Raw genomic sequence first — 20,764 nt, forward strand, 5'->3', positions numbered from 1 at the left:
CTCCTCATCCGCGCTGGTAGGTGGCGATGATGACACCGGTTGTTGTCGGGGTGCTCGCGACGAGCCGCAGATCGCCGAGCTCGACGCCGTCGAACAGGCGGCGGCCGGTGCCGGCGACAGTCGGGTTGATCAGCAATAGATACTCGTCGACCAGATCGTGTCGCATCAGCGATCGCAGCAGATCGCCGCTGCCGAGCACGACCAGATCGAGATCCTGCCGTAGCTCGGCGATGGTTGCGATGGCGTCGCCGGGCAGCAGGGTGGAGTTCTGCCACGGCAGCGGCTCGGTGAGGATGCGTGAGGCCACGTATTTCTGGGTTTTATCGAGCACCTCGGTGAACGGGTTGTCGGTCTGACGCGGCCAGAATCCGGCGAAATCCTGGTAGGTGCGCCTCCCCAACAGCAGCGCCCCGTGCGCGTCTGTCAGATGCTCGCCCATCGCCGCTGCCTGCACGGGATCGCTGAACCGCCGCGCCCAGCCGCCGAGCCCGAATCCGTCCCTGGTGTCCTCGTCGGCCCGGCCGGGGGACTGCATGACGCCGTCCAACGTCACGTGCTCGACCGCGGTGATCCTGCCCATGTTCGCTCCTTCGGTAAGGCCGGTCCATTACCGGCTTCACCAACTACACGAACGCCTGACCACCGAATCGACACCTCCGCGAAAACTTTCTGCCGTCGAATCGGCCACCGACTGAGGGTGACCCTGTCCGGTCAGTCGGTGAGGGCCTGGATTTCGGTGTAGGGCGGTGCGGCGTGCGGGGCCGGAGCGTCGTCGCGGACCGCGCGGGCGGTATCGATGGCCACGGCCAACGCCGTGCGATACAACAGCGAGCCCGTGCTGACCCGGCGGACACCGAGTGCGCCGAGTTCCGCGATGGACGGACCGGTCGGCGAGTACAGGATGTTGACGGGCAGCGGAATCGCTTCGACGATCCGGGCGATGCCGTCGGGATCGGTCAGGCCGGGCACGAAGATGCCGTCCGCGCCCGCGGCGGCGTACCGCTCGGCGCGGGCCAGCGTGCGGTCGATATCGTCCTTCACCCAGTAGGTATCGACCCTGGCGTTGATGAACAGCTCCGGCACCCGATCCTTGATCGCGGCGATCAGCTCGGCCTGATGATCCGGTTCGGCCAGTGTGCTTTCCGCGCGACCGTCCTCCAGATTGATTCCGGCGATACCCATTTCGGCCAGTTCGGCCGCGTATTCGCCTACCGCGGTGGGACTTTCGCTGAATCCGCCCTCGATGTCGACGGTCACCGGCACCGGCAGGCGTGCGAGCAGCCTGGCCAGTGCCATTGTCGCGGCGCCGGTCACGCCGGTGCCGTCCGGCAGTCCCGCCGCGACCGCGACGCCGAGGCTGGTCGTGCCGATCGCCGGAAACCCCTCGGCCGCAAGGACTGCCGCGGAGCCGAAGTCCCAGGCGTTCGGCAGGACCAGCGGCTGAGCGCCGTGATGTAGTTCGCGGAAGAGCTTGGCCTTGTTCATGCGGACCCCTCGATGATTCCGGTGGCGATGGCGATGGCGTGTGCTCGGCCGGGGCAGGCGTGCGGGCCCGCACCGAAACCCAGTCCAGGGTGCCGCATGTCGAGCTCGACCACCTCGCCCGCGACGACGCGTCTGGTCGAGCGAAGCGGCGGATTCTCGTCCATGGTTCGCGCGATGATCTGCTCGGCGGTGCCTGGCGTTGTCGATTGCCGGGCGTTGTCGACGAGGGCGCCGGTTGCCGCACAAGCCTGAACCAGCAGGCAGATTCGGGCTGCCGTGGCGTCGTCTGCGACACCGCCGCAGGCCGCGACCAAGACTTCGACGGCCTCGTCGGCCGCAGGGTTGTCCGGCTCGTACGGCTGATAGTGCGCGGCGACCAGCGCTACGGTGTCGACGGAAATGTCTTGTAGTCCAAGGGCTTCCGCTAATGCGCGAACCTGGGGCAGCGGTCCGTGGGCGGCGCGTGCCCGTTCGCGCAGGTCTGCGGGGGAGAGCCGGTCGAGTTCCGCGGTGACCAATGCCCGGAGCCGCTGGTGTTCGGCTCCCGTGCTGAAGCGCGGCACGTGGGCGCGCAGCCACGCGAGGCCGACCGGCGCGTCCACCGCGGGCACGGCGGGTACCGGTGCGCCGATCAAGATGGCGCGCACCTGATCGGGGTCGGTGATCAGGGGAACTGTCCGATTCATGCCGTGACCGTAACTCCGGGATGTTTCGGTCGCCGCCGAAACGATCGCGCAGCATGATGGGATCGTGTCATCCAGAGGAGCCGACTTAGCAGGTCTGGCCACGTTGCTCGCCGACCGCACCCGCGCCGACATGTGCCTGGCGCTCGTCGACGGCCGCGCGTGGACCGCGGGCGAGCTCGCCCGCCACACCGGCGTGGCCGCGTCGACCGCCACCGAACACCTCAACCGGCTGCTCGACGGCGGGCTGCTCATCGAACGCCGCCAGGGTCGGCACCGCTACGTCCAGTTGGCGGGCGCGCACGTGGCCGAGCTGCTCGAGTCCATGGTCACCCACCTCGATCCGCCCCGACCGGTCGTGACCAACCTCCGAACCGCCACTGTCGCAGCGGTTTTGGCGCGCGGCCGCACCTGCTACGACCATCTGGCCGGTCGTCTCGGCGTGGCCATCGCCGATGCCATGACCGCCCGAGACCTGCTCGACCAGGACGGCGGATTCGCACTCACCGAGGCGGGTCTGGCCTGGTTGACCGGACCGTTGGGCGTCCAGCCGGCCTCCTTGCAGGCCACCCGCCGCCCGCTCGCCCGCCCCTGCCTGGACTGGACCGAGCGCCGCACCCACCTGGGCGGTGCCGCAGGCGCACAGCTCTGCCGCCGCCTGCACGAACTCGACTGGATCACCCGCGTCGGCACGGGACGCGCGATCCGAGTCACCGCGAAAGGCGAATCCGGCCTGCACACTCTGCTCGGCATCGAACCGTCCGCACTCGAACTCGCCCCTACACCGCATCCCGCAACTGCCGAAGCTGATAGGCAACCCGCGAAATAACCCCCGCCAACATCCGAGCCCCCGATTCCAACCGCTCCAACAGCTCGACCAACTCGTCCTCGGTAGCCCGCGAAACATCGAGCCCACGCAGCCCGGCCACCGCCCGCTCCAGCGCGCTGACCTGCTCCTCAAAGGCTCCGTTCGAACGCATGTTCTAATGATAGCGCATCTCTCGTGGCCTCATCAGTGGCAGGATCCGCCGGGTCCTCGTCACTAGGACGGACAGCGGGTGATTGCCGCATACTCGGCAGTCATGCGCGTAATGGGTGCGAGCAGTGAAGCGGAGATGGTTGCTTGCTTCTTGCTCGGTGAGTTGTCCAGCGCGAGGTTCGGCGAAGCTATCCGGTCTGGTCTGGTGGCGGGCGGCTGGGGGGAGTGCTTGCTCACGCATCCCAATTTCTGCGACGCCGAAGCGAACGCCGCGCGGCGGGCTCTGCTCGCGGCAACACGCGGGTACGGCGAAAATCGTGACCTCTTCGAGGGTTTTCCTGCCGACGTCGCGTGGAATCGGGCGGTGCTCACCGCGGTGGAGATGGCGAGCGTGCGGTACGTGGACTACTCGTACTGGGTGGAGTTGTCCGGAGGTAGCCGCCTGCCTGCTGAGGCAGCGCGGCGCATCAGGGCAGGCATACGGGTGTTCGGCGTGTCCAATGAGCCGTTCGTGACGGCAGCTCACGTCATCGCGACGGGCGGGCAGTTTCCTCCGTTGATCCTTGTTGGCGAGAAACACGACAAGCTGGTGTGTTTGGAAGGCCACCTGCGTCTGACCGCTTACGCCTTGGCTGGCTATCCGGCCGAGATCGAGTGCCTGATCGGTATCGCGCCGGACATGGGGCGCTGGGCAAGGTAACCGGGGCTAGCGCGTTCGGCGACGCGGAACGCGTCGGTGACGTGGTCGAGGGCGTCGGCGACACCACCTGTGAGATCCCCGAGCGCTCGTCGCGGCATACATGGTGTCGGCGACCGGCATCAGTGAGTCCCGAAATCTCAGCGCCTCGGCATATCGTCTTCGACACCGCGAACGCCGAGGTCTGAATTGCTGGCGTCGGCGTTGCGGGAACCACCATTGGCCAGGCGCGTCGACGCGGCGCCCGCAAGCAACGCGAACGCCCCTACATAGAGCAACCGAACGCCCAGCACGAACGGCTGAAATGCCAAGGGCATCAGTGGAATCAACGCCAAAATCAACACGGCGACCAGTCCGGCGGATAACCAGAACCGCCTCGGCGCGCGCCGGACGGCCGGTGGGTCACCGTGCCAGGCTCGCAGCAGTCCGCGTCGGCCGATGTAATAGAACAACCCGACCGCGAGTACCGCACCGCCCAAGGTGGATGTCTGCTGCAGCAGGTACCACCAGGGCCTGCCGAACGGACCCGGCTGCAACAGCACGGGAAATCGGGCTACTCCCCAGCCATGCCCGCCAGCCGGATCATGGGTGAACCCGTCCCAAAAGATATGAGTCAACGCACCGATCAGTATCGAGTAAACCGTGACATACCACCGATATCGCACGGCACCGAGTACGCCATAGGCGGGCAGATCGAACGCTCCGAGCCGTGGCAGGTGGGCGGCAATCTGCGCGGCGCCCCAACGGATTACCACCGCCGCGATGACTCCCACGGGCAGACACCACCACAGCAACGCCGGTAGTGCATGCGTCTCCGGCATCGAAAAAAACCCTGCCACCGGATAGGAAGCATCGGGAACCGCGGAGCCCACCACTAACGCGACACCATCCAGATGCCGAGGCCACCGGATCTTCAACGGAAGCACTGCCAACGCATGCGATGGAAAAGTGAGCGGCACGGCCAAGTGTATCCACAGTCGTTTCAACCAGTTCGGAGACGCGTCCGACTCCATCGGCGAGCAACCGCGTCATGGTGGCGCAGTTCCGCAAGCGCATGGGTGAGCGCGCGCCCATCTGGACCGAGGTCGGGGTGCCCGCCCTCGGCGCGCCGAAGATGCGAGTCGAGATGCGCGTGACCGCCAGTGTGCGGCAGGAGGATTGAGCACGGTGGGGTCGTAGTCAGGCAGCGTCCGTGCGGAGCTATGCCCGTACGCGCCCCTGCCTGGTTGCCCGATCGGGTAGTCCTAGTCCGTGGGCGGACGGTGGTGGCCCCCTTCGAGTCTGGTGCCGGACTGGTCGCGAACAACGACCTCGATGGCGGAGGCGGTCCAGACGATGACGCCCTGGTCGTGCCACGACATTTCGAAGTCCGTATCGCCGATGACGTGCTCGGCGGCGTCGCTGGCGTCGAACTCGATCGTGAACGACTCTCGCGGACGCATCCAGTACTCCTCAGCCCAGGGCTCTACGAACACGACAAGGGTCTTGTCGGAGGTGTTGTTCAACCTGATCTTGGGCATCGGTGAAGCGTAGGCCGACAGCGAGAATGTGTCAGGCAACGGCCGACGACAACGAGTTGAGCTCGATCGAACCGACCGACGGTCTCCGATCGTTTCTGGCATTCTGGCCTCCATGGATTCGGACGCCTTGTCTCAGCGGTTGTTCCACAACGTCACGGGTGCACTCGAGATGCACGCGGTGTACTTGGGTGAGCGCCTCGGTTACTACCGGGCGCTCGCCGACGGCGGCCCGATGACGTCCGCCGAATTGGCCTCGGCCACCGGAACGGCGGAACGCTACACCCGTGAATGGCTCGAGCATCACGCGACTGCCGGGTTGCTCAAGGTGGACAGCGACCGGCGGTTCACGCTGCCGCCCTCGCATATTCCGGTGCTGGCCGACCGGGAAAGCGTGCTGTTCGACACGCAGCACAGCATCAACCTTGTCCGCGTCGGCCGTCGAATGGCCGACCTCGTGGAGGCGTACCGGACCGGTGACGCGCCGCCGCGGATTCCGTGGGAACCCGAGGGCCGGGCCGAGTCGAACCGGGCACTTTATCTCAATCTCCTTGGTAGGCAATGGCTGCCCGCGATTCCGGGGATCCACGAGCGACTCTCGTCGGGCCCGGCCAGGGCCTGCGACATCGCCTGCGGTCTCGGCTGGTCGAGCATCGCGATGGCGCTGGCATACCCCGAACTGACCGTCGACGGCTTGGATCTGGATGCGATGGCTATTTCCGCCGCGCAGCAGAACGCCATGGCCTCCGGTGTGCACGACCGGGTGACCTTCTCCGCGATGGACGCCGCCGACTTGGCCGGCACCCAGAAGTACGACCTCGTCACCATCATCGAGGCATTGCATGACATGACCCACCCGGTCGCCGCATTGACCGCTGCCCGGAAGTTGTTGGCGGCGAACGGATCTGTCCTGGTCGCCGATCTGTGGACGGAAGACGAACTCACGTCTCCCGGTTCCGTGCGAGAACAGCAGGAGTACGGGTGGAGCCTGACCAGCTGCCTGCCTGGTGCCATGGGTGATGAGACCTCGGCCGCGACCGGAGCCGTGATGCGCCCGGCCACATTACGGAAGTACGCACTCGAGGCAGGCTTCACCACCGTGACGATCCACCCGATCGACAGCGACAAGTTCCGGTTCTACGAACTGACCTGATGGTTGGGGGAGTTGGGGACCGGGATTTCGAATTGCCAGGGACCGGGAAGGCCGGGGCGGGCGGCGGCCCGGGTATGCAGGTGCAGGTAGTCCGCACGGGAGAGGTCGATGGCGCCGAGCGAGGCGAGGTGGCTGGAGGTGACCTGGCAGTCGATGAGGGCGAAGTCCCAGGCGGCCAGTTGGGCGCAGAGCCAATACAGCGCGACCTTGGAGGTGTCACGGGCGCGGGAGAACATGGACTCGCCCGCGAAGGAACGGCCGCATGCGACGCCGTAGAGGCCGCCGACAAGGTCGCCGTCGCGCCACACCTCGACCGAGTGCGCATGACCGAGGTGGTGCAGCCGCAGGTAGGCCGCCAGCATGTCGGAGCCGATCCAGGTTCCGGTCTCCTTGTCGCGCGGTCCAGCGCAATTCGACATCACAGCGGCGAAGGCGCGATCCATGGTCACCCCGTAGTCGGCACTGGCGACAGATCGGCGGTGGGACTTGGTCACTCGCAGGTCGGTCGGCACCAGAACGCTCCGCGGGTCCGGGCAGTACCAGTGGATCGTTTCGCCAGGGTTGTACCAGGGAAAGATGCCCGCGGAATAGGCGCTCAACAGTCGCTCCGGTGACAGATCCCCGCCGAGAGCGACGAGTCCGGACGGATCCGCGAGCTCGACAGATGGGAAAGGCTGGTCTGGATCGACCAGATACATCCGCATCAGGTCGGTAGCGTCGGTCACCGGACAGACAGTACCGACCTGAGCGAGTAGCCTCCGGCTGCGACGACGGGTCTCGGCTTCAGCTCGCGGCCGCCAGTACCCGCCACATCTTTCTGGCACGCGGGCGGACCTGCGGAGCAGCGTATTCGATTCGCCTGCGCGCTTCGTGAGCGCTGATCCGCAACAGATCGGTCAATAGCTCCACGGTGTCCCGATAGCCGGTGTCGGTGGCAAGGCCACGACGCTCGGCTTCGGCGACGGCCGCGCGCATGGCGGCATCCAGTCGCCTCCGGCGGCGTTCGGTTTCGACGAGGGTGCGCAGCAGGTCGGCATCGGCGAGTTCCGGCCATCCTGAGGTTCGAGCATCCGGCGCCATCGCGGTCGAATGTATGTTCACGCGAGTCACCATACCTCAACCATAGAACATATGTTCGATAATTTACCTTGCTGGGCATGCCGTCACGTGCCGAGGCTCAAGCTGTGCTGTGCCGACTCCGGTACGCCGCGACGCTGGCCCGATGCGCGCAGGGTCGGGTGCAGTACTGCTTTGAGCCGTTGCGGGAGAGATCTACGAACGTAGCCCGGCATTTCGGCCCGGCACACACGCCGAGACGGGCAGGGCCGAGCGTGGCGATCACGGCGGCCAGCGCGCCGAGCGTGGTCACGGCCAGGTGTGCTGCGCAGCGGTCGGTGTCGGAGGTGACCTCGGTCCACCACCGGTCATGATCGTGGCGTAGCGCCGGGGTGGCGCGGCTGCGGAGCAGTCCTTCGTTGACCAGCGTGGCGGCCCCCACCGGGTCGGTGCCCGCTCGTTCGAGCACGGCTCGCACCGTCTCGCGCACCGCGCGGACCTCCACGAGGTCGTCGTGAGTCAGGCGCCGCCACGGGCCCGCTCCTCGGTCGGCAGTAGAACTTCCAGGCTCGCGCCCAGTCGGCGAATGGTCCGCCAGGAAGTCCCGGAGCTGCTGCACGGTCTGGAGCGTGTCCTCTCCCTTGATCGGCCGCAGGGTGTTGGCGAGAGCGACGGCCGCCTCGACCGCCGATGAGCTGTAACACGCATCAAGCATTTGACGTGTCTCCTTGCCGTCTCTAGTGTGACACTCATAGTACCGTTTACATGTCACATCAGACGGGGTGGAGATGACAATGTCGCAGACGATCCAGTCCGGAGAGACTGTCGGCGCGGGCTCCGCCCTGGATGGGCGTCGGCTGGGTCTAGCCCTGGGGATGCTGGTGCTACCGATGTACGTGGCACTGGGAGCACCCGCGGTGGCGCTGCCTGCCATCGGTCGCGCGCTCGAGGTGCCGTTCGGTGCCACGGCATGGATTCTCGCCGCATGGTCGCTGACTTCCGCGCTGGCGATGCCGGTCGCGGGTCGGCTGATGGCCCGGTGGAGCCCCGTGCGAGTACTCGTCGCCGGGGTCGTACTCGTCGTCGTTGGCTCCACGGTCGCGGCGGCCGGACCGGCACTGCCGATCGTGATCGCCGGTCGGCTGATCGGTGGCGCCGGAGCGGGTGCGACCGTGATCGCGGTCTTCGCCGCGGCCACCTCCCTGACCGGGCGGGAACGGAGCCGCGCGCTGGGAATCATCGCGGCCGCCATGGCGACGGCGTCGGCGTGCGGGACCCTGCTGGGCGGGGCGGTCACCGTGTGGCTGGGCTGGCGTGCCGTGCTCGCGCTCCCGGCCCTGGCGCTGCCCCTCCTGCTGGCCGCATGGGCAGGCGGGCGCACATTTCCGCGGATCGGTCGCGGTGCGCGGGACGACTCGGCCGGGCGACTCGACATCATCGGCGCGGCGGTGCTTTCGGTACTCGCCGGCGCGCTGATCACAGTGCTGCAAGCACATTCGGTCGGACTGCCCGCATCGGTCACGCTCGCCGTGGCCGCCGCCGGTGCGCTCGCCGTCGTGGGACTGTGCTGGCGGGTGCGGCGCACGCCCGACGGGTTCGTGCCCCGGCGGGTGATCGCGGCACGCGGCCTCCCGGCGGCCGGACTCATCGGCGGGGCTGTCTTCGCCGGGTACTACGGAGTGTTGTTCCTCGCTCCATCCCTGATCGAGCAGGCCACCGGCGGTGGCCCCCTCGAAGCGGGCGCGCTGCTGGTCCCGGCCGCCGTCTTGTCGGTGTTGGCCGGGCGGCTGGCCGGCGCGGTAACCGCCCGGTTCACTGCCTGGCAGGCGTCGGCCGGTGTCGCGGCACTCACCACGGTGGGCGTAGGCGTGGTCGCGGTCTTCCATGGGCCGGTCCCGGTCATCCTCGGTGTGGCGCTGACCGCGTGTGGGTTCGCCGGCGCTCAGGTCGTGCTGGTGGGCCTCGCGCCGGAACTGGTCGCCTCGGGCGACCGCGACACCGCGCAGGGTCTGCTCAACTTCATGATCAACCTGGGCGGCGGGATCGGTCCGGCCGTCGTCGCGGGTCTGTCCGGCATCGTGTCGATGCCGGAAGCCTTGGCTGTGCTCGCGGCGCTGCCCCTGGCCGGACTCGCCCTCAGTCTGATCCGGCGCCCCGGCGTCGGCCGCCGACCCGAACCCGGCGACACGCGTGCGAGCCCGCGCTGACAGTCCATACCCGAGGGCCGGTCGACGGCTGCACGTGACCCACCTTTGATCCGATAGATGTCCTGCCGAGGGAAAGGAAGCCCGCTGTGACCGCCGAGCCGTTCGAGGTCAGCATCACCAAAGCCGAGATCGCGGACCTGCGTGACCGGTTGCGCCGGACGCGGTGGCCCGAGCCCGAGCCGGTGGACGACTGGTCACAAGGGGTGCCGCTGGCGTATGCGAAGGAACTGTGCCGTTACTGGGCCGAGGACTACGACTTCGGGTTCGCGCAACGGGTGAACGTCTTCCCGCAGTACCGCGACACAGTGGATGGGCTCGGCATTCACTTCCTGCACGTCCGTTCACCGGAGCCGGACGCGTTCCCGCTTGTGCTCACGCATGGGTGGCCCGGTTCGGTGCTGGAGTTCCTGGAGGTCATCGGCCCGCTGACCGACCCACGCGCGCACGGCGGGGACCCGTCCGACGCGTTCCATGTGGTCGCGCCATCACTGCCCGGATACGGCTGGAGTGACAAACCGTCGACGACCGGGTGGGGTGTCACTCGCATCGCGCGCGCCTGGGACGCGTTGATGGTCTCGCTGGGTTACGAGCGATACGGCGCGCAAGGCGGTGACTGGGGTTCGGCGGTGTCCGGCGCGCTGGGCGAGGTCGCGCCCGACCGAGTCGCCGGCGTGCACCTGAACCTGGGGTCCGTGGCACTAGGCACGTTCGACGACCCGACGCCCGCGGAACTGGGAAACCTCAAGGCCGAGAAGGAGTTCGCGCGCACGGGCCGGGGGTACTCGGGCCAGCAGGCCACCCGCCCGCAGACCCTCGGTTACGGCCTCACCGACTCCCCGGCGGGCCAGGCCGCCTGGATCGCCGAGAAGTTCTGGGCCTGGACGGACCACAACGGCAATCCCGAGGACGCGGTGTCGCGGCAGAAGCTCCTCGACGAGATCTCGGTCTACTGGTTCACCGCGTCCGCCACATCCTCGGCACGCCTGTACTGGGAGAGCTTCGCCCACTTCCGCGACAAGGTCACCGCACCCTCAGGGCTCTCGGTCTACCCGCGCGACATAACCCGCCCGTCACGGCGGGAGGCCGAACTGCGCTTCACCGACCTGCGCTGGTTCGCCGAACTAACCCGAGGCGGCCACTTCGCCGCCTTGGAGCAACCAGAGTCGCTGATCGAGCAGGTACGCGGATTCTTCCGCCTCGTCCGCTGAGCGAGCCTGCCCGTAGGTGGTCGGCCCGGTGCGAGCGGCGCGTTGGGCGAGGCGGTTCGTGCCTACCGCTGCAGGAACTCGACGCTGATGCGTTCGAATTTCTGCTTAGCTTCCAGGAATACCCAATGCCCGCAGTTCGACAGCACGTGCAGCTCGGCGTCGGGGATCAGCCGCAGCGGAATCTGAGCCATGTCCAGCGGGCATTGGCGGTCGTCGGCGCCCCAGACCAGCAATGTTGGGCACTGCACCTTGTGCAACATGGACCAGTAGGGCGGGACCTTCGACTGTGCCTCCGATTGTTGTTGCAGGGCAGCGGCTTTCGATCCGTACATTGCCTGGAGTGTTTGCAGTGCGGCGGGTTGAGTGGCGGCCTGCCAGCGTTCCGCGATCAGGTCGTCGGTAACCCACTTCGGATCGAACACCATGCAGTGCAACCAGCGGATCAGTGCCTCGCGACTCGGATTGTCGGCGAATTCCCGCAAAAGTCGTGTCCCCTCGCTCGGCCCCGGGCTGAAGATGTTCGTCCCGACGCCGCCGACGGTCACCAGCTTGTCAACCCGAGCTGGGTGAGCGAGCGCCACCATGGCGCCAACCACGCCGCCCATCGAATTCCCGATCATGGCAGCGGATTCCACGGCGAGGGCGTCCATGAACCGCACCACCGAAGCGACGGCAGTCAGTACCGGGTGCGACCCGGGGATCGGGTCGCTCGCCCCGAACCCGGGGAACTCGAGGATGTAACAGTGGAAATGCTCGGCTAGGCCTGACAGGTTGCCACCGAAGTTCCGCCAGCCGTTCACACCGATTCCGGAGCCGTGCAACAGGATCAACGGCGGCCCGTCACCCGCCTCGTGATAGCGCAGCACCCCCTTGTCGGTCCGGACAGTCTGCGCAGTGTTCTCGTATGTCACATCCACCCCAACAGATTAGAACGTGTTGCAGTTATCGCGGGCCGCTCGCCGGACAGGAATTAGTCGTCGGTCAGCTGCTTGCGAAACTCCTGCCGCCAACGGGGGTCCTGACGGCAGCCCACGACCAAACCCAGGGCTTGCCGGGCCGGCAGGTTGAGTGCTTCGGTCAGGGCGCGGGCGGCCATGGCCCGTTCCTGCCAGACGGACCGGTCTTTCCAGTCGGCGTATGTCACCTGAGCCTCGGCGTGTACGCGGCGCAACCGCAGGTCAAGGGCGGAATCGTCGGTAATGCCGTGGTGATCCTCCTCGCTCAAAATGGACAGTGCGGCAGTGACCTCGGCATAGGTGTCGAGTCCGGTCTCGGCGGCCAGTGACGACATCTGCGTGGCGAGTACGCGGCGCAGGCGCTCGGGCGTCGCGGCGTCGACGAGGGAGACGAACCGGTCAGGCACGGGTGTTTTGAAGTTGTGCTCCGGGAGCCCGAAGTTGTTGTCCGGGAGCAGGGGAAGGATCCGCGCGCTGTCGAGTTCCCCGTCCAGGCCGGGCGGTGGCAGTGGTATGCCACAGCCGCGAACGACCGCGTCACACACCGCAAGCAGCAGTTCCCGCCGCTGCTCGGGTGTCGGTTCCGGAACGGGCGTCGGCAGACCGGGGAAGACCTCGAACGGGTCGCGCGCACCGTGCGGGACGGCCGATCGAGTGTAGTACCTCGTCACCAGTTCGCCATCGTCGAAAAGGGACACTGAGGTCGTGCCGCCGCTCCAATAGTGTATGGACACCGCGCGGGTGCCACGGGACACACGGCGCAGCACCTCCCCGCGTGTGCCCTCCAAAATATGGCGACCTTCCTCGATGCCGAACGCCCAACCGCCGTGGGTTCCCACGCGGACCACTGGCAGCAGCACGCCAGGGTTCTGCCACTGGTCAGGACTTTCTGCCTCCTCCCGCCACCGGGGTCGCCGGGTCTCGGGCAACGCGCCGAACCGGCGCAGAAGTTCGGTCTCGTCCAAGGCCTGCACGAAGGTCAGGCAGAAATCTTCGTAACCGCCGGGCCAGGTCTCCTCCGGCGTGGTGTGGGAAGTCGTCCGGCGTGGCGTGGCGATGACCGGGTCGGCGAGGGCGCGGTCGAACAGGGACCGAGGCTCGGGTTGCCGTTCGAAAGCGTACTCCCACAGCAACATTCCGTCGTCGACGATAGGCACATACGGTAGCCCCACCGTCATGACGGATCCGCTCTCCATGGAGTCGGCGAGCTGTTCCAGGAAGGCGGCGAGGCTTCCCCATTCCCCGAAGCTCACGCCCTCGGCCTCCTGCTGGTGGCCCACCGCGCCGAAGGACTCGCCTTGACGGCAGTCCACGACCAGCCCGTCCGCACTGACATTGCGGGCGAAGCGTACGAAATCGTGGTGCCAGAAGCCCACGAGGTATGGGTCGTCTTCGTGCGTGGCCCACGACTCCTGGTGGCTCCGGCCCGAGGAGAGGATCTGGGCGAGGGTGCAGGGCTCAAAGCCGGGGAAGCTGAAACCCCCCTCCTCGGGGGCGACGTAACCCAGCTGCCCGGGGGAGACTCCGTCGTGGTGCCGCAGATACGCGACCAGATCCGCGGGGAACTCCACCCCCAGCTCGGCAGCCGCGGCGCTGATGGCCTCCTGCGAGGCGGGTGGGCGCAGGGATGAGAAGGTGCGCGGCGCGTGCGCGGCGAGCCATGAGTCGATCCGGCGCCAGGACTCTTCGATGGGGCTAACGTGCATTGGCCGATCATCACATCCACCTATGACATCAACGCCCGCTCCGGAGGCCACCGTCCGGAAGTCGGTCGGTCATCGGCATAGCGGATGTTCGCCAGATCCGTTGCCGCACACCAGGTACGACTCGATGGGGCAGTATGGATGCCGTGGTGGACATCAGCCTTCTGACCGGATCCGACCGTGCCTGCTGGGAAACACTTGCCCGCGGCAAAGACGCATACTTCGAGGTCGAACGCGGCGACGCCGATTACGAACGGACATGGCGACGCCTGCTCGATGACGAGCAGCTGCGCGGGATCGCTGCCCGGGTGGACGGCAAGATGGTCGCCATCGCGCACTACGTATTCCACGCCAGCGTCTGGTACTCCAAAAAGTGTTATCTGGCGGACTTGTTCGTCGATGCGGAAGTCCGGCGGCGGGGTGTCGCGACCGCGGTGATCAACTGGGTGGCCCAGGACGCCAAAGAACACGACTACCCCGGCCTCTACTGGAACACCCTCGAAGACGCCCCAGCTCGCGCCCTGTACGACAAGATAGGCAAGTTCCGAAAGGGGCTCATCCAGTACACCTACCGGCCCGACGCGAACCAAAATCCCTGAACCCCGGCATGGGTCGGATGGCGCGGGTATTGCTGTTGGTGTCAGCAGCGGGGTTGGTGGGTGTGTCGGGGGCATGTTCACCTGAGGAAGGGCCGCCGTTGATACCGGGCGCCGCACCTCCGTCCACCTCATTCCTCGACTCCAGTAGCGTGATCGACCGCAATAATCCGGCGGCGGTCGCGGGGGCGGCCACCGACGTCTTTTTCGGGCAGGTCGTCGAGTCGATCGGATCGACCGAACGTCGCGGGCAGCTCGAGTCGCAGTTCTCGATGGCGGTGACCGAGCGGTTGAAGGGCAATGTGGCGGGCCGGGTGACCATCAACCAGCGCGGTGGTCTGAAGGACGCGACGGTGATTGTCGAATCCGGTGACGAACTGCTCGTGGTGGGTCAGTCGTATCTGATCGCGGCGCGCTACAGCAAAAACGAGGACTGGTACACACTGATCCCGGTGGCCGGCGACATCCCGGTCACCGACCACAACTCCCCTCGCGCCACGGTGCACCGGCCACCGGAAAGCCGTGACGAGGTGCGTAATCGGATGAAGGACGCGATCGCCCGCGAAATCCCGTTCACACCATCGGGATCCACTGACAAGACCAACCCGCCCACATCCCCGTCGACCACTACCAGACCGACCACCACGACTCCAGCCGCACCGACAACAACTCCCGGCAGCACGCGCATTTCGCCGACATCCTGACATCGGCCCCGGCACGTTGGGCAGCCGGCGGGCAACCCACCTGTGTGAACGCCCGACGCTTCTGGTGGCGAAGAGCGAGAAGCGTGCGGAGAAGGTAGGAATGAGGCATGGCTGGATTTCGCTTTGGCGTCAATATGGGGTTCCCTGGTCCGCGTTCCGAGTGGGTGGAAAAGGCTCGGCGTGCGGAAACGCTGGGGTACGACGTGCTCGCGGTGCCGGATCATCTCGGGATGCCCGCACCGTTGCCGTCGTTGCTGCTAGCGGCGGAGGCCACCGAGCGAATTCGGTTGGGCACCTTCGTGTTGAACACGCCGTTCTACAATCCGGTGCTGCTGGCCCGTGACGTTGCCGCGTTGGACCAGTTCAGCGGCGGCCGGGTCGAGCTCGGTCTCGGTGCGGGTTATGTGAAGGACGAATTCGACGCCGCCGGTATACCTTTCGCCAGCGCGGGCGCCCGCATCGACCATGTCGAGCAGACCGTGCTCACCTTGCGCAAGCTCTACGGCGACCCCGATTACCAGCCCGCACCCGCACGGCCGGAGGGGCCGCCGATACTGATCGCCGGATCGGGAAACCGGTTGCTGCGCATGGCCACTCAGCACGCCGATGTGGTGGGGCTGACCGGAGCGGCCCTGACGGAATCCGGCCTGATGACCGCCGCGGCAGCGGACGACGTCGCCGAACGCGCCGAGTACGTGCACGGCTTGCTCGGCGAGCGTCGCGATCGGGTGGAGCTCAACCTCCTGATCTGGTCGGTGGGCACCCCGTCGGAACGAGACACCCTGGGCGACCGGGTGCGCAATTTCCTGCCCGGATTCACCGACGATCAGATCGGCGCCGTGCCCGCGGTTTTGGTGGGCACGCCGCAGGAGATCGCCGACAGCGTGCGCGCCTCGCGTGAGCGATATGGAATCACGTATTTCACCGTGATGGAACCGGATATGGAGCGATTCGCGCCGGTCATCGAACTACTGAAGTAGCCGACTTCGTCCTGGGCTCGACTTCGCCGGAACGATTCCGGCGAGGTCGAGCGCCAACCGGCCGCCCGGACTAGTCGAATTCGAGTGCCCTGGCCGGGCAGGAATCCAGGGCTTCGCGCACTGCCGAGTGTTGCTGCTGCGGTTGCGGGTCCAGCAACAGCACTGTGCCGTCGTCGTCTTGATCGAAGATGTCCGGCGCGATGAGCGCGCACATGCCCGAGCCGACGCACCGCTCGCGATCCGCGGAGATTCGCATCTCGTCCGCTCCTTTCACCAGGTGACGGGTAGTTCGTGGACGCCATAGATATTCATGTCGGTCCGGAGTTTCACGTCGTCGGCGGGAATGGCGAGCGCGAGGGTCGGGAAGCGACGCACCAATCCGGTGAAACCGGCGCGCATTTCGATGCGGGCCAGCTGCTGACCGAGGCAGGTGTGGATGCCGTGTCCGAAGGCCAGGTGACCACGCGCCTTGCGGTGCAGGTCCAGGGTGTCGGGATTATCGAAGCGCTGCGGGTCGTGGTTGGCGGCCAGCAACGAAACGACGACGGTCGATCCCTTGGTAATGGTTTCGCCGCCGAGTTCGAGGTCCTCGGTGGCATAGCGATAGAAGATGTCGGCCACCGAAAGGTAGCGCAGCAGTTCCTCGACGGCGTCGGGCATCAGCTCGAGGTCGGCGCGCAGTTCGGCCAGCTGCTCTGGGTGTTCCAGCAGCGCGAAGGTGCCGAGCGCCAACATGTTCGCGGTGGTCTCGTGGCCAGCGAGCAGCAGCAGGAAGGCAATGCCGACGAGTTCTTCGATGCTGAGGTCGTCGTTGCGGGCCAGGTCGGAGAGAATGTCGTCGCCGGGTTCGGCGCGTTTGCGGGTGACGAGTTCGGCGAGGTAGCCCGTCATCGCGCCGTAGGCGGCCATCTTCTCGTCGAGCGACTGCTCCCTGACCAGGAACTGGGCCGAGTTGACCTGGAAGGTCGCCCGGTCCGCGTAAGGGACGCCGAGCATTTCGCAGATCACCAGCGAGGGCACCGGCAGCGTGAACTCTTTGACCAGGTCGACCTGCGGGGTCAGGCGCGCCATCTCGTCCAGTTGCCGCTCGGTGATCTCGATGATGTGTTCTTCGAGCTGCCGCATGCGCCGGACGGTGAAGGTGCCGGTGAGCAGGCGCCGCAGCCGGGTGTGGTCCGGCGGGTCCATGGCGATGAACAAGCCGGGGATCTGCGGCGACGGCTCGGTGACGGGCGGCATGTCCGAGATGTCTTCCAGGGTGTGCAGGATGCCGATGTCCTGGCGGGAGCTGAACCGGGTGTCGGCCATGAGCTGGCGGACCGCGTCGTAGCCGGTGACGATCCAGCCCTGGTGACCGTCGGGGAAGACGATCGGGCTGACCGGGCGGGCGTCGCGTAGCCGGGTGATCTCGCTGGGTGGGTCGAACGGACTCGCGTCACGTTCGGTGGGCAGGCCGTGCGGGATGGGCACTGTGTGCGTCATCGAATTGTCCTTTCGTGGCTGTTGCGAGAACATTCGCCGACCGGCCTGACACGCGGCTGTCACGGCCCTGACACCGGTGACGTGCTGCGTCCCGGCAGGCGCTCGATCGCCCATGGCAGGATCAGGTAGGTGCAGATCGGGATTCTTGGACCATTCGAAATTCGCACGGACGACGGCGCTTTCGCCGACGTGCCGGGCGCGCGGCTGCGCGGGCTGTTGGTCGCGCTGGCGCTCGAACCAGGTCACGCGGTCCCGAAGGCGACGCTGATCGACTGGATCTGGGGTGAGCAGCCGCCCGCCGACGCGGCGAATGCCTTGCAACGCTTGGTTTCCCGGCTGCGCAAGGCGCTACCGGACGGGGTGGTCGATGGCCAGCCGGACGGCTACCGGTTGCGGGTGGAACCCGACGCCGTCGACGCCGTGCGGTTCGAACGCCTCATCGCCAAGGCCCGCAACGACGAGGACCAGGGGGTGCGGCGGCTGCGCGAGGCCCTCGCGCTGTGGCGCGGCGCGGCCATGCAGGACGTCGGGCTGCTGGAGAGCGCGGCGTTCGACGCGGCGGTCACCCGGCTCGACGGATTACGCCTGACCGCGCTGGAGGAGCGGTTCGATGGCGAGATCAGCCTCGGCCACGGTGCCGAGCTGGTCACCGAGCTCACCGATCTGGTTGCCGCGCATCCGGTGCGTGAACGGCTGGTCGCCGCGTTGATGCGGGCCCTCGTCGCGAGCGGTCGCGACACCGAGGCACTGCTCGTGTACGAGCGCATGCGCGAAACCCTGGCCGACGAACTGGGCGTCGACCCGTCACCGGAGCTGTCCGCGTTGCACGTCGCGCTGCTGCGCGGGGAGCTGGGTCGGCGGGAGGAGAACCGCAAGACCAACCTGCGCGCCGAACTGGCCAGCTACGTCGGCAAGGACGACGACGTCGCCGCGGTCCGCGACCTCATCGCCGACCATCGGCTCACCACGCTGATCGGACCGGGCGGCTCGGGAAAGACCCGGCTCGCCACGGAAACCGCGCGCACGCTGGTCGACGACCTGCCGGACGGCGTCTGGGTGGTCGAACTCGCGGCCATCGGCGCGGACGGCGACAAGGAAGGCGAATGGGGCGGGAACAATGTGGCGCAGGCGACGCTGTCCGCCCTCAAACTGCGCGACGCGCTGCTCAGCGACGCGGCGGACGTGGAGCCGACGGACCGGGTCATCGCCGCGATCCGGGATCGGTCGATGCTGCTGATCCTGGACAACTGCGAGCACGTGATCGAGTCCGCGGCGACCTTCGCCCATCGGGTGCTCGGCGAATGCAGGCGGGTGCGGATCCTCGCGACGAGCAGGGAACCCCTCGGCATCACCGGTGAGGCACTGTGGCCGGTCCTGCCGCTGGTGCTGCCCGCGGTGGACGCCGGCCCCGCCGAGATCGAGGCCGCGCCGGCGATCCGCTTGCTGCGTGATCGGGCGACCGCGGTGAGCAGGGAGCTCGGCGCCGACGCAGGCACACTGGCGACGATGGTGCGCGTCTGCCGGGCGCTGGACGGAATGCCGCTGGCCATCGAACTCGCCGCGGCCCGGTTGCGCACCATGTCCCTCGATCAGCTCGCCCACCGGCTCGACGACCGGTTCCGCCTGCTGACCGGCGGCAGCCGTACCGCGCTGCCGCGGCACAAGACGTTGCGCGCGGTGGTCGACTGGAGCTGGGAGCTGCTGACCGACGCCGAACGGGTTGTGCTGCGCAGGCTTTCGGTGTTCTCGGGCGGGGCGAGCCTGGAAGCGGCCGAGCGAGTCTGTGCCGGAACGAAAGTCGAGCGGGATCAGGTGGATGAGTTGCTCACCGCGCTGGTCGAGAAATCGCTGCTGGTCACCGTGAGCGACAGTGCGCCGCGTTACCGAATGCTCGGCACGATCAAGGAATACGCCGAGCAACGTCTCGCGGAGGCAGGCGAATCGGAGCTGACCCGCCGCGCGCATCTGACCTACTTCACCGAACTCACCGAGACCGCGGAGCCGCATCTGCGTCGGGCCGAGCAACTGGCCTGGCTCACCACCCTCGAGGCCGAGCACGACAATATCGCGGCCGCGATGCGCGGTGCGCTCGCGGCGGGCGAAGCGGCCGAGGCGATGCGGCTCGCCGCCGGGGCGGGCTGGTACTGGTGGCTCGGCGGCCACAAAGTGGAGGGCAACGAGCTGATCATGGCCGCCGTCGCGCTGCCGGGTGAGGTGCCCGACGAGACCAAGGCCTGGGTGTACGCGCTCATCGTGCAGTTCGTGACGGGCGGTCAGCAGAGTGACGAGTACCAGGCGGCGGAGTGGATCCATCAGGCATACGAGATCAGCCAGCGCTCGCAGGACCATCACCCGGCGCTGGGGTTGGTCATCCCGCTCGAACGCATGTTGCGGGACCCCGGCGCGGTGTTGTCCGCGTGGGAAGCATTGCTGGGTGACAAGGATCCCTGGGTGCGCGCACTGGCCCGGCTGCACCTCGGCAAGATGCGGATCCAGCTCGGACAGGGCGGCCGGGAGGCCGACGAATATCTGGCGCTGGCGCTGGCCGAGTTCCGGGCGCTCGGCGAACGATTCGGTATTTCGTTCGCCCTGACCGAACTGGCGAATCGAATCGCCATGCGCGGCGAGTTCGCCGCCGCCTGCGAGTACTACGAACAGGCGATCACGGTCGTCACCGAGGTCGGCGCCATCGAGGACGCCGTGCCGATGCGCTCGCGGCAGGCCCAATTGTATTGGCTACTAGGCGATGTGGAGGCCAGTGCGGCCGCCATGGCCGAGGCGCAGCGTGCGGCGGAACGGGTCGCCTGGCCGAACGCGCTTGCCGAGCTGGCGCTGTCGAAGGCGGAGCTCACCCGCTGGAGCGGCGATGCCGAGCAGGCCCGCAGGCAACTCGCCGTCGCGACGGTACAACTCGGCGACATCGGCAAGCGCGCCATCGTCCGCGCGATGATCCAGGACATGCTCGGCTACCTCGCCGAGGACATCGACGAGGCCAGGGAACACCGCGCCGCGGCCTTCCGTGCGGTGTCGGAGGCGGGTCATCCGATGCTGATCGCGCAGGTGCTGGTCGGGGCGGCGGATCTGGCCCTGCGCGCGCAACAGTACGAGCAGGCGGCGCGGCTGCTCGCGGCGAGCGCGGGCGTGCGCGGTCTGCCGGATCGTTCGCATCCGGATGTGGCCAGGATCGAGCAGGCAGTGCGCAGCCGCCTCGGCGACGCGGAGTTCGAGGAGGCAGCTCGAGAGGGCGCGGAAACGAGCTGGAGTGAGCTGATTTCGGCCATGCTGGCTTCTTGACGGCGGCCGGCGACCCTCGGGATCAGGCCTGACGTGCGCCTGTCAGGCCGGTGTCCGAACGTGT

The 20,764-nt window shown here is 67.3% G+C and carries 23 protein-coding genes; 10 read left to right on the forward strand and 13 right to left on the reverse strand.

All coding sequences use genetic code 11. The annotated features are described in order from the left end of the window. Positions 1-4: 4 nt before the first annotated feature. From ACIA8C_RS37180 to ACIA8C_RS37190, 3 genes are all read right to left on the reverse strand, one after another. Entirely contained in the window at positions 5-580 is a 576-nt protein-coding gene (locus ACIA8C_RS37180; RefSeq protein WP_397143085.1) for a dihydrofolate reductase family protein, read from the reverse strand. Positions 581-711: 131 nt separating this feature from the next. After that, complete coding sequence (locus ACIA8C_RS37185; protein WP_397143087.1) at positions 712-1,485, reverse strand: isocitrate lyase/phosphoenolpyruvate mutase family protein; 774 nt, start codon at positions 1,483-1,485, stop codon at positions 712-714. After that, positions 1,482-2,171 carry a hypothetical protein gene (locus ACIA8C_RS37190; RefSeq protein ID WP_397143089.1) on the reverse strand — a complete coding sequence of 230 codons (690 nt, stop codon included), beginning with the start codon at positions 2,169-2,171 and terminating at the stop codon, positions 1,482-1,484. Before ACIA8C_RS37190 ends, ACIA8C_RS37185 begins: the two co-directional genes overlap by 4 nt. A 64-nt stretch (positions 2,172-2,235) precedes the next feature. On the opposite strand from ACIA8C_RS37190, the gene ACIA8C_RS37195 reads away from it, so the two are divergent. After that, complete coding sequence (locus ACIA8C_RS37195; protein ID WP_397143091.1) at positions 2,236-2,997, forward strand: ArsR/SmtB family transcription factor; 762 nt, start codon at positions 2,236-2,238, stop codon at positions 2,995-2,997. Here ACIA8C_RS37195 and ACIA8C_RS37200 read toward each other — a convergent pair. Then, positions 2,948-3,148: a hypothetical protein gene (locus ACIA8C_RS37200; RefSeq protein WP_397143093.1), complete on the reverse strand. Its 201-nt coding sequence runs from the start codon at positions 3,146-3,148 to the stop codon at positions 2,948-2,950. The genes ACIA8C_RS37195 and ACIA8C_RS37200 overlap by 50 nt on opposite strands. 102 nt (positions 3,149-3,250) lie before the next feature. Between ACIA8C_RS37200 and ACIA8C_RS37205 the strand changes: the two genes are divergently transcribed. Beyond that, entirely contained in the window at positions 3,251-3,847 is a 597-nt protein-coding gene (locus tag ACIA8C_RS37205) for a hypothetical protein (RefSeq protein ID WP_397143095.1), read from the forward strand. A 137-nt stretch (positions 3,848-3,984) separates the two neighbouring features. On the opposite strand, the gene ACIA8C_RS37210 is transcribed toward ACIA8C_RS37205, so the two are convergent. After that, positions 3,985-4,857: a DUF4184 family protein gene (locus tag ACIA8C_RS37210; protein ID WP_397143097.1), complete on the reverse strand. Its 873-nt coding sequence runs from the start codon at positions 4,855-4,857 to the stop codon at positions 3,985-3,987. Between the two features lie 17 nt (positions 4,858-4,874). On the opposite strand from ACIA8C_RS37210, the gene ACIA8C_RS37215 reads away from it, so the two are divergent. Beyond that, positions 4,875-5,006, forward strand: coding sequence for a hypothetical protein (locus ACIA8C_RS37215; RefSeq protein ID WP_397143100.1), 132 nt, complete (start codon positions 4,875-4,877; stop codon positions 5,004-5,006). 82 nt (positions 5,007-5,088) lie between these two features. Here the strand turns inward: ACIA8C_RS37215 and ACIA8C_RS37220 are convergent, their stop codons facing one another. Next, complete coding sequence (locus ACIA8C_RS37220; protein ID WP_397143102.1) at positions 5,089-5,364, reverse strand: hypothetical protein; 276 nt, start codon at positions 5,362-5,364, stop codon at positions 5,089-5,091. Between the two features lie 112 nt (positions 5,365-5,476). On the opposite strand from ACIA8C_RS37220, the gene ACIA8C_RS37225 reads away from it, so the two are divergent. Continuing rightward, positions 5,477-6,514, forward strand: a complete 1,038-nt coding sequence (locus ACIA8C_RS37225; RefSeq protein WP_397143105.1) for a class I SAM-dependent methyltransferase — start codon at positions 5,477-5,479, stop codon at positions 6,512-6,514. Here ACIA8C_RS37225 and aat read toward each other — a convergent pair. The 3 genes from aat to ACIA8C_RS37240 form a co-directional block, all read right to left on the reverse strand. Continuing rightward, positions 6,499-7,239, reverse strand: a complete 741-nt coding sequence (gene aat, locus ACIA8C_RS37230; RefSeq protein WP_397143107.1) for a leucyl/phenylalanyl-tRNA--protein transferase — start codon at positions 7,237-7,239, stop codon at positions 6,499-6,501. The two genes, ACIA8C_RS37225 and aat, sit on opposite strands and share 16 nt — an antisense overlap. A gap of 58 nt (positions 7,240-7,297) precedes the next feature. Then, complete coding sequence (locus tag ACIA8C_RS37235) at positions 7,298-7,615, reverse strand: DUF222 domain-containing protein (RefSeq protein WP_397143109.1); 318 nt, start codon at positions 7,613-7,615, stop codon at positions 7,298-7,300. Between the two features lie 76 nt (positions 7,616-7,691). Further along, complete coding sequence (locus ACIA8C_RS37240; RefSeq protein ID WP_397143111.1) at positions 7,692-8,285, reverse strand: CGNR zinc finger domain-containing protein; 594 nt, start codon at positions 8,283-8,285, stop codon at positions 7,692-7,694. A 79-nt stretch (positions 8,286-8,364) separates the two neighbouring features. On the opposite strand from ACIA8C_RS37240, the gene ACIA8C_RS37245 reads away from it, so the two are divergent. Both ACIA8C_RS37245 and ACIA8C_RS37250 read left to right on the forward strand, forming a co-directional pair. Next, positions 8,365-9,777, forward strand: coding sequence for an MFS transporter (locus tag ACIA8C_RS37245; protein ID WP_397143114.1), 1,413 nt, complete (start codon positions 8,365-8,367; stop codon positions 9,775-9,777). Between the two features lie 86 nt (positions 9,778-9,863). Beyond that, positions 9,864-10,985 (forward strand): epoxide hydrolase family protein, encoded by a 1,122-nt coding sequence (locus ACIA8C_RS37250; protein ID WP_397143117.1) that lies wholly within the window; start codon positions 9,864-9,866, stop codon positions 10,983-10,985. 62 nt (positions 10,986-11,047) lie between these two features. Here the strand turns inward: ACIA8C_RS37250 and ACIA8C_RS37255 are convergent, their stop codons facing one another. Together ACIA8C_RS37255 and ACIA8C_RS37260 are read right to left on the reverse strand one after the other, a co-directional pair. Beyond that, a complete protein-coding gene (locus tag ACIA8C_RS37255) occupies positions 11,048-11,902 on the reverse strand; it encodes an alpha/beta fold hydrolase (RefSeq protein WP_397143119.1) in 855 nt (284 codons plus the stop codon). A 53-nt stretch (positions 11,903-11,955) separates the two neighbouring features. Further along, positions 11,956-13,647: an SMI1/KNR4 family protein gene (locus ACIA8C_RS37260; RefSeq protein WP_397143122.1), complete on the reverse strand. Its 1,692-nt coding sequence runs from the start codon at positions 13,645-13,647 to the stop codon at positions 11,956-11,958. A gap of 146 nt (positions 13,648-13,793) precedes the next feature. Between ACIA8C_RS37260 and ACIA8C_RS37265 the strand changes: the two genes are divergently transcribed. The 3 genes from ACIA8C_RS37265 to ACIA8C_RS37275 all read left to right on the forward strand — a co-directional run bounded on the left by ACIA8C_RS37265 (position 13,794) and on the right by ACIA8C_RS37275 (position 15,924). After that, positions 13,794-14,243: a GNAT family N-acetyltransferase gene (locus ACIA8C_RS37265; RefSeq protein ID WP_397143124.1), complete on the forward strand. Its 450-nt coding sequence runs from the start codon at positions 13,794-13,796 to the stop codon at positions 14,241-14,243. A 149-nt stretch (positions 14,244-14,392) separates the two neighbouring features. Beyond that, on the forward strand, positions 14,393-14,944 hold the full coding sequence (locus ACIA8C_RS37270; RefSeq protein WP_397143127.1) for a hypothetical protein: 552 nt from the start codon (positions 14,393-14,395) through the stop codon (positions 14,942-14,944). A gap of 107 nt (positions 14,945-15,051) precedes the next feature. Beyond that, positions 15,052-15,924: an LLM class F420-dependent oxidoreductase gene (locus tag ACIA8C_RS37275; protein WP_397143129.1), complete on the forward strand. Its 873-nt coding sequence runs from the start codon at positions 15,052-15,054 to the stop codon at positions 15,922-15,924. Positions 15,925-15,994: 70 nt separating this feature from the next. Here the strand turns inward: ACIA8C_RS37275 and ACIA8C_RS37280 are convergent, their stop codons facing one another. Both ACIA8C_RS37280 and ACIA8C_RS37285 read right to left on the reverse strand, forming a co-directional pair. Continuing rightward, positions 15,995-16,180: a ferredoxin gene (locus ACIA8C_RS37280; protein WP_397143131.1), complete on the reverse strand. Its 186-nt coding sequence runs from the start codon at positions 16,178-16,180 to the stop codon at positions 15,995-15,997. A 14-nt stretch (positions 16,181-16,194) separates the two neighbouring features. Beyond that, positions 16,195-17,406 carry a cytochrome P450 gene (locus ACIA8C_RS37285; RefSeq protein WP_397143133.1) on the reverse strand — a complete coding sequence of 404 codons (1,212 nt, stop codon included), beginning with the start codon at positions 17,404-17,406 and terminating at the stop codon, positions 16,195-16,197. Positions 17,407-17,535: 129 nt separating this feature from the next. Between ACIA8C_RS37285 and ACIA8C_RS37290 the strand changes: the two genes are divergently transcribed. Next, entirely contained in the window at positions 17,536-20,700 is a 3,165-nt protein-coding gene (locus tag ACIA8C_RS37290; protein WP_397143135.1) for a BTAD domain-containing putative transcriptional regulator, read from the forward strand. Positions 20,701-20,764: the final 64 nt, after the last annotated feature.

Source organism: Nocardia sp. NPDC051321 (assembly GCF_044455225.1).
Classification (GTDB): Bacteria; Actinomycetota; Actinomycetes; order Mycobacteriales; family Mycobacteriaceae; genus Nocardia.

Coding starts and splice junctions, on each gene's coding strand:
- ACIA8C_RS37260 (WP_397143122.1), bottom strand. CDS start 13,647: ATGCACGTTAGCCCCATCGAAGAGTCCTGGCGCCGGATCGACTCATGG.
- ACIA8C_RS37275 (WP_397143129.1), top strand. CDS start 15,052: ATGGCTGGATTTCGCTTTGGCGTCAATATGGGGTTCCCTGGTCCGCGT.
- ACIA8C_RS37210 (WP_397143097.1), bottom strand. CDS start 4,857: ATGGAGTCGGACGCGTCTCCGAACTGGTTGAAACGACTGTGGATACAC.
- ACIA8C_RS37220 (WP_397143102.1), bottom strand. CDS start 5,364: ATGCCCAAGATCAGGTTGAACAACACCTCCGACAAGACCCTTGTCGTG.
- ACIA8C_RS37190 (WP_397143089.1), bottom strand. CDS start 2,171: ATGAATCGGACAGTTCCCCTGATCACCGACCCCGATCAGGTGCGCGCC.
- ACIA8C_RS37185 (WP_397143087.1), bottom strand. CDS start 1,485: ATGAACAAGGCCAAGCTCTTCCGCGAACTACATCACGGCGCTCAGCCG.
- ACIA8C_RS37205 (WP_397143095.1), top strand. CDS start 3,251: ATGCGCGTAATGGGTGCGAGCAGTGAAGCGGAGATGGTTGCTTGCTTC.
- ACIA8C_RS37245 (WP_397143114.1), top strand. CDS start 8,365: ATGTCGCAGACGATCCAGTCCGGAGAGACTGTCGGCGCGGGCTCCGCC.
- ACIA8C_RS37200 (WP_397143093.1), bottom strand. CDS start 3,148: ATGCGTTCGAACGGAGCCTTTGAGGAGCAGGTCAGCGCGCTGGAGCGG.
- ACIA8C_RS37285 (WP_397143133.1), bottom strand. CDS start 17,406: ATGACGCACACAGTGCCCATCCCGCACGGCCTGCCCACCGAACGTGAC.
- ACIA8C_RS37215 (WP_397143100.1), top strand. CDS start 4,875: ATGGTGGCGCAGTTCCGCAAGCGCATGGGTGAGCGCGCGCCCATCTGG.
- ACIA8C_RS37225 (WP_397143105.1), top strand. CDS start 5,477: ATGGATTCGGACGCCTTGTCTCAGCGGTTGTTCCACAACGTCACGGGT.
- ACIA8C_RS37240 (WP_397143111.1), bottom strand. CDS start 8,285: ATGCTTGATGCGTGTTACAGCTCATCGGCGGTCGAGGCGGCCGTCGCT.
- ACIA8C_RS37180 (WP_397143085.1), bottom strand. CDS start 580: ATGGGCAGGATCACCGCGGTCGAGCACGTGACGTTGGACGGCGTCATG.
- ACIA8C_RS37280 (WP_397143131.1), bottom strand. CDS start 16,180: ATGCGAATCTCCGCGGATCGCGAGCGGTGCGTCGGCTCGGGCATGTGC.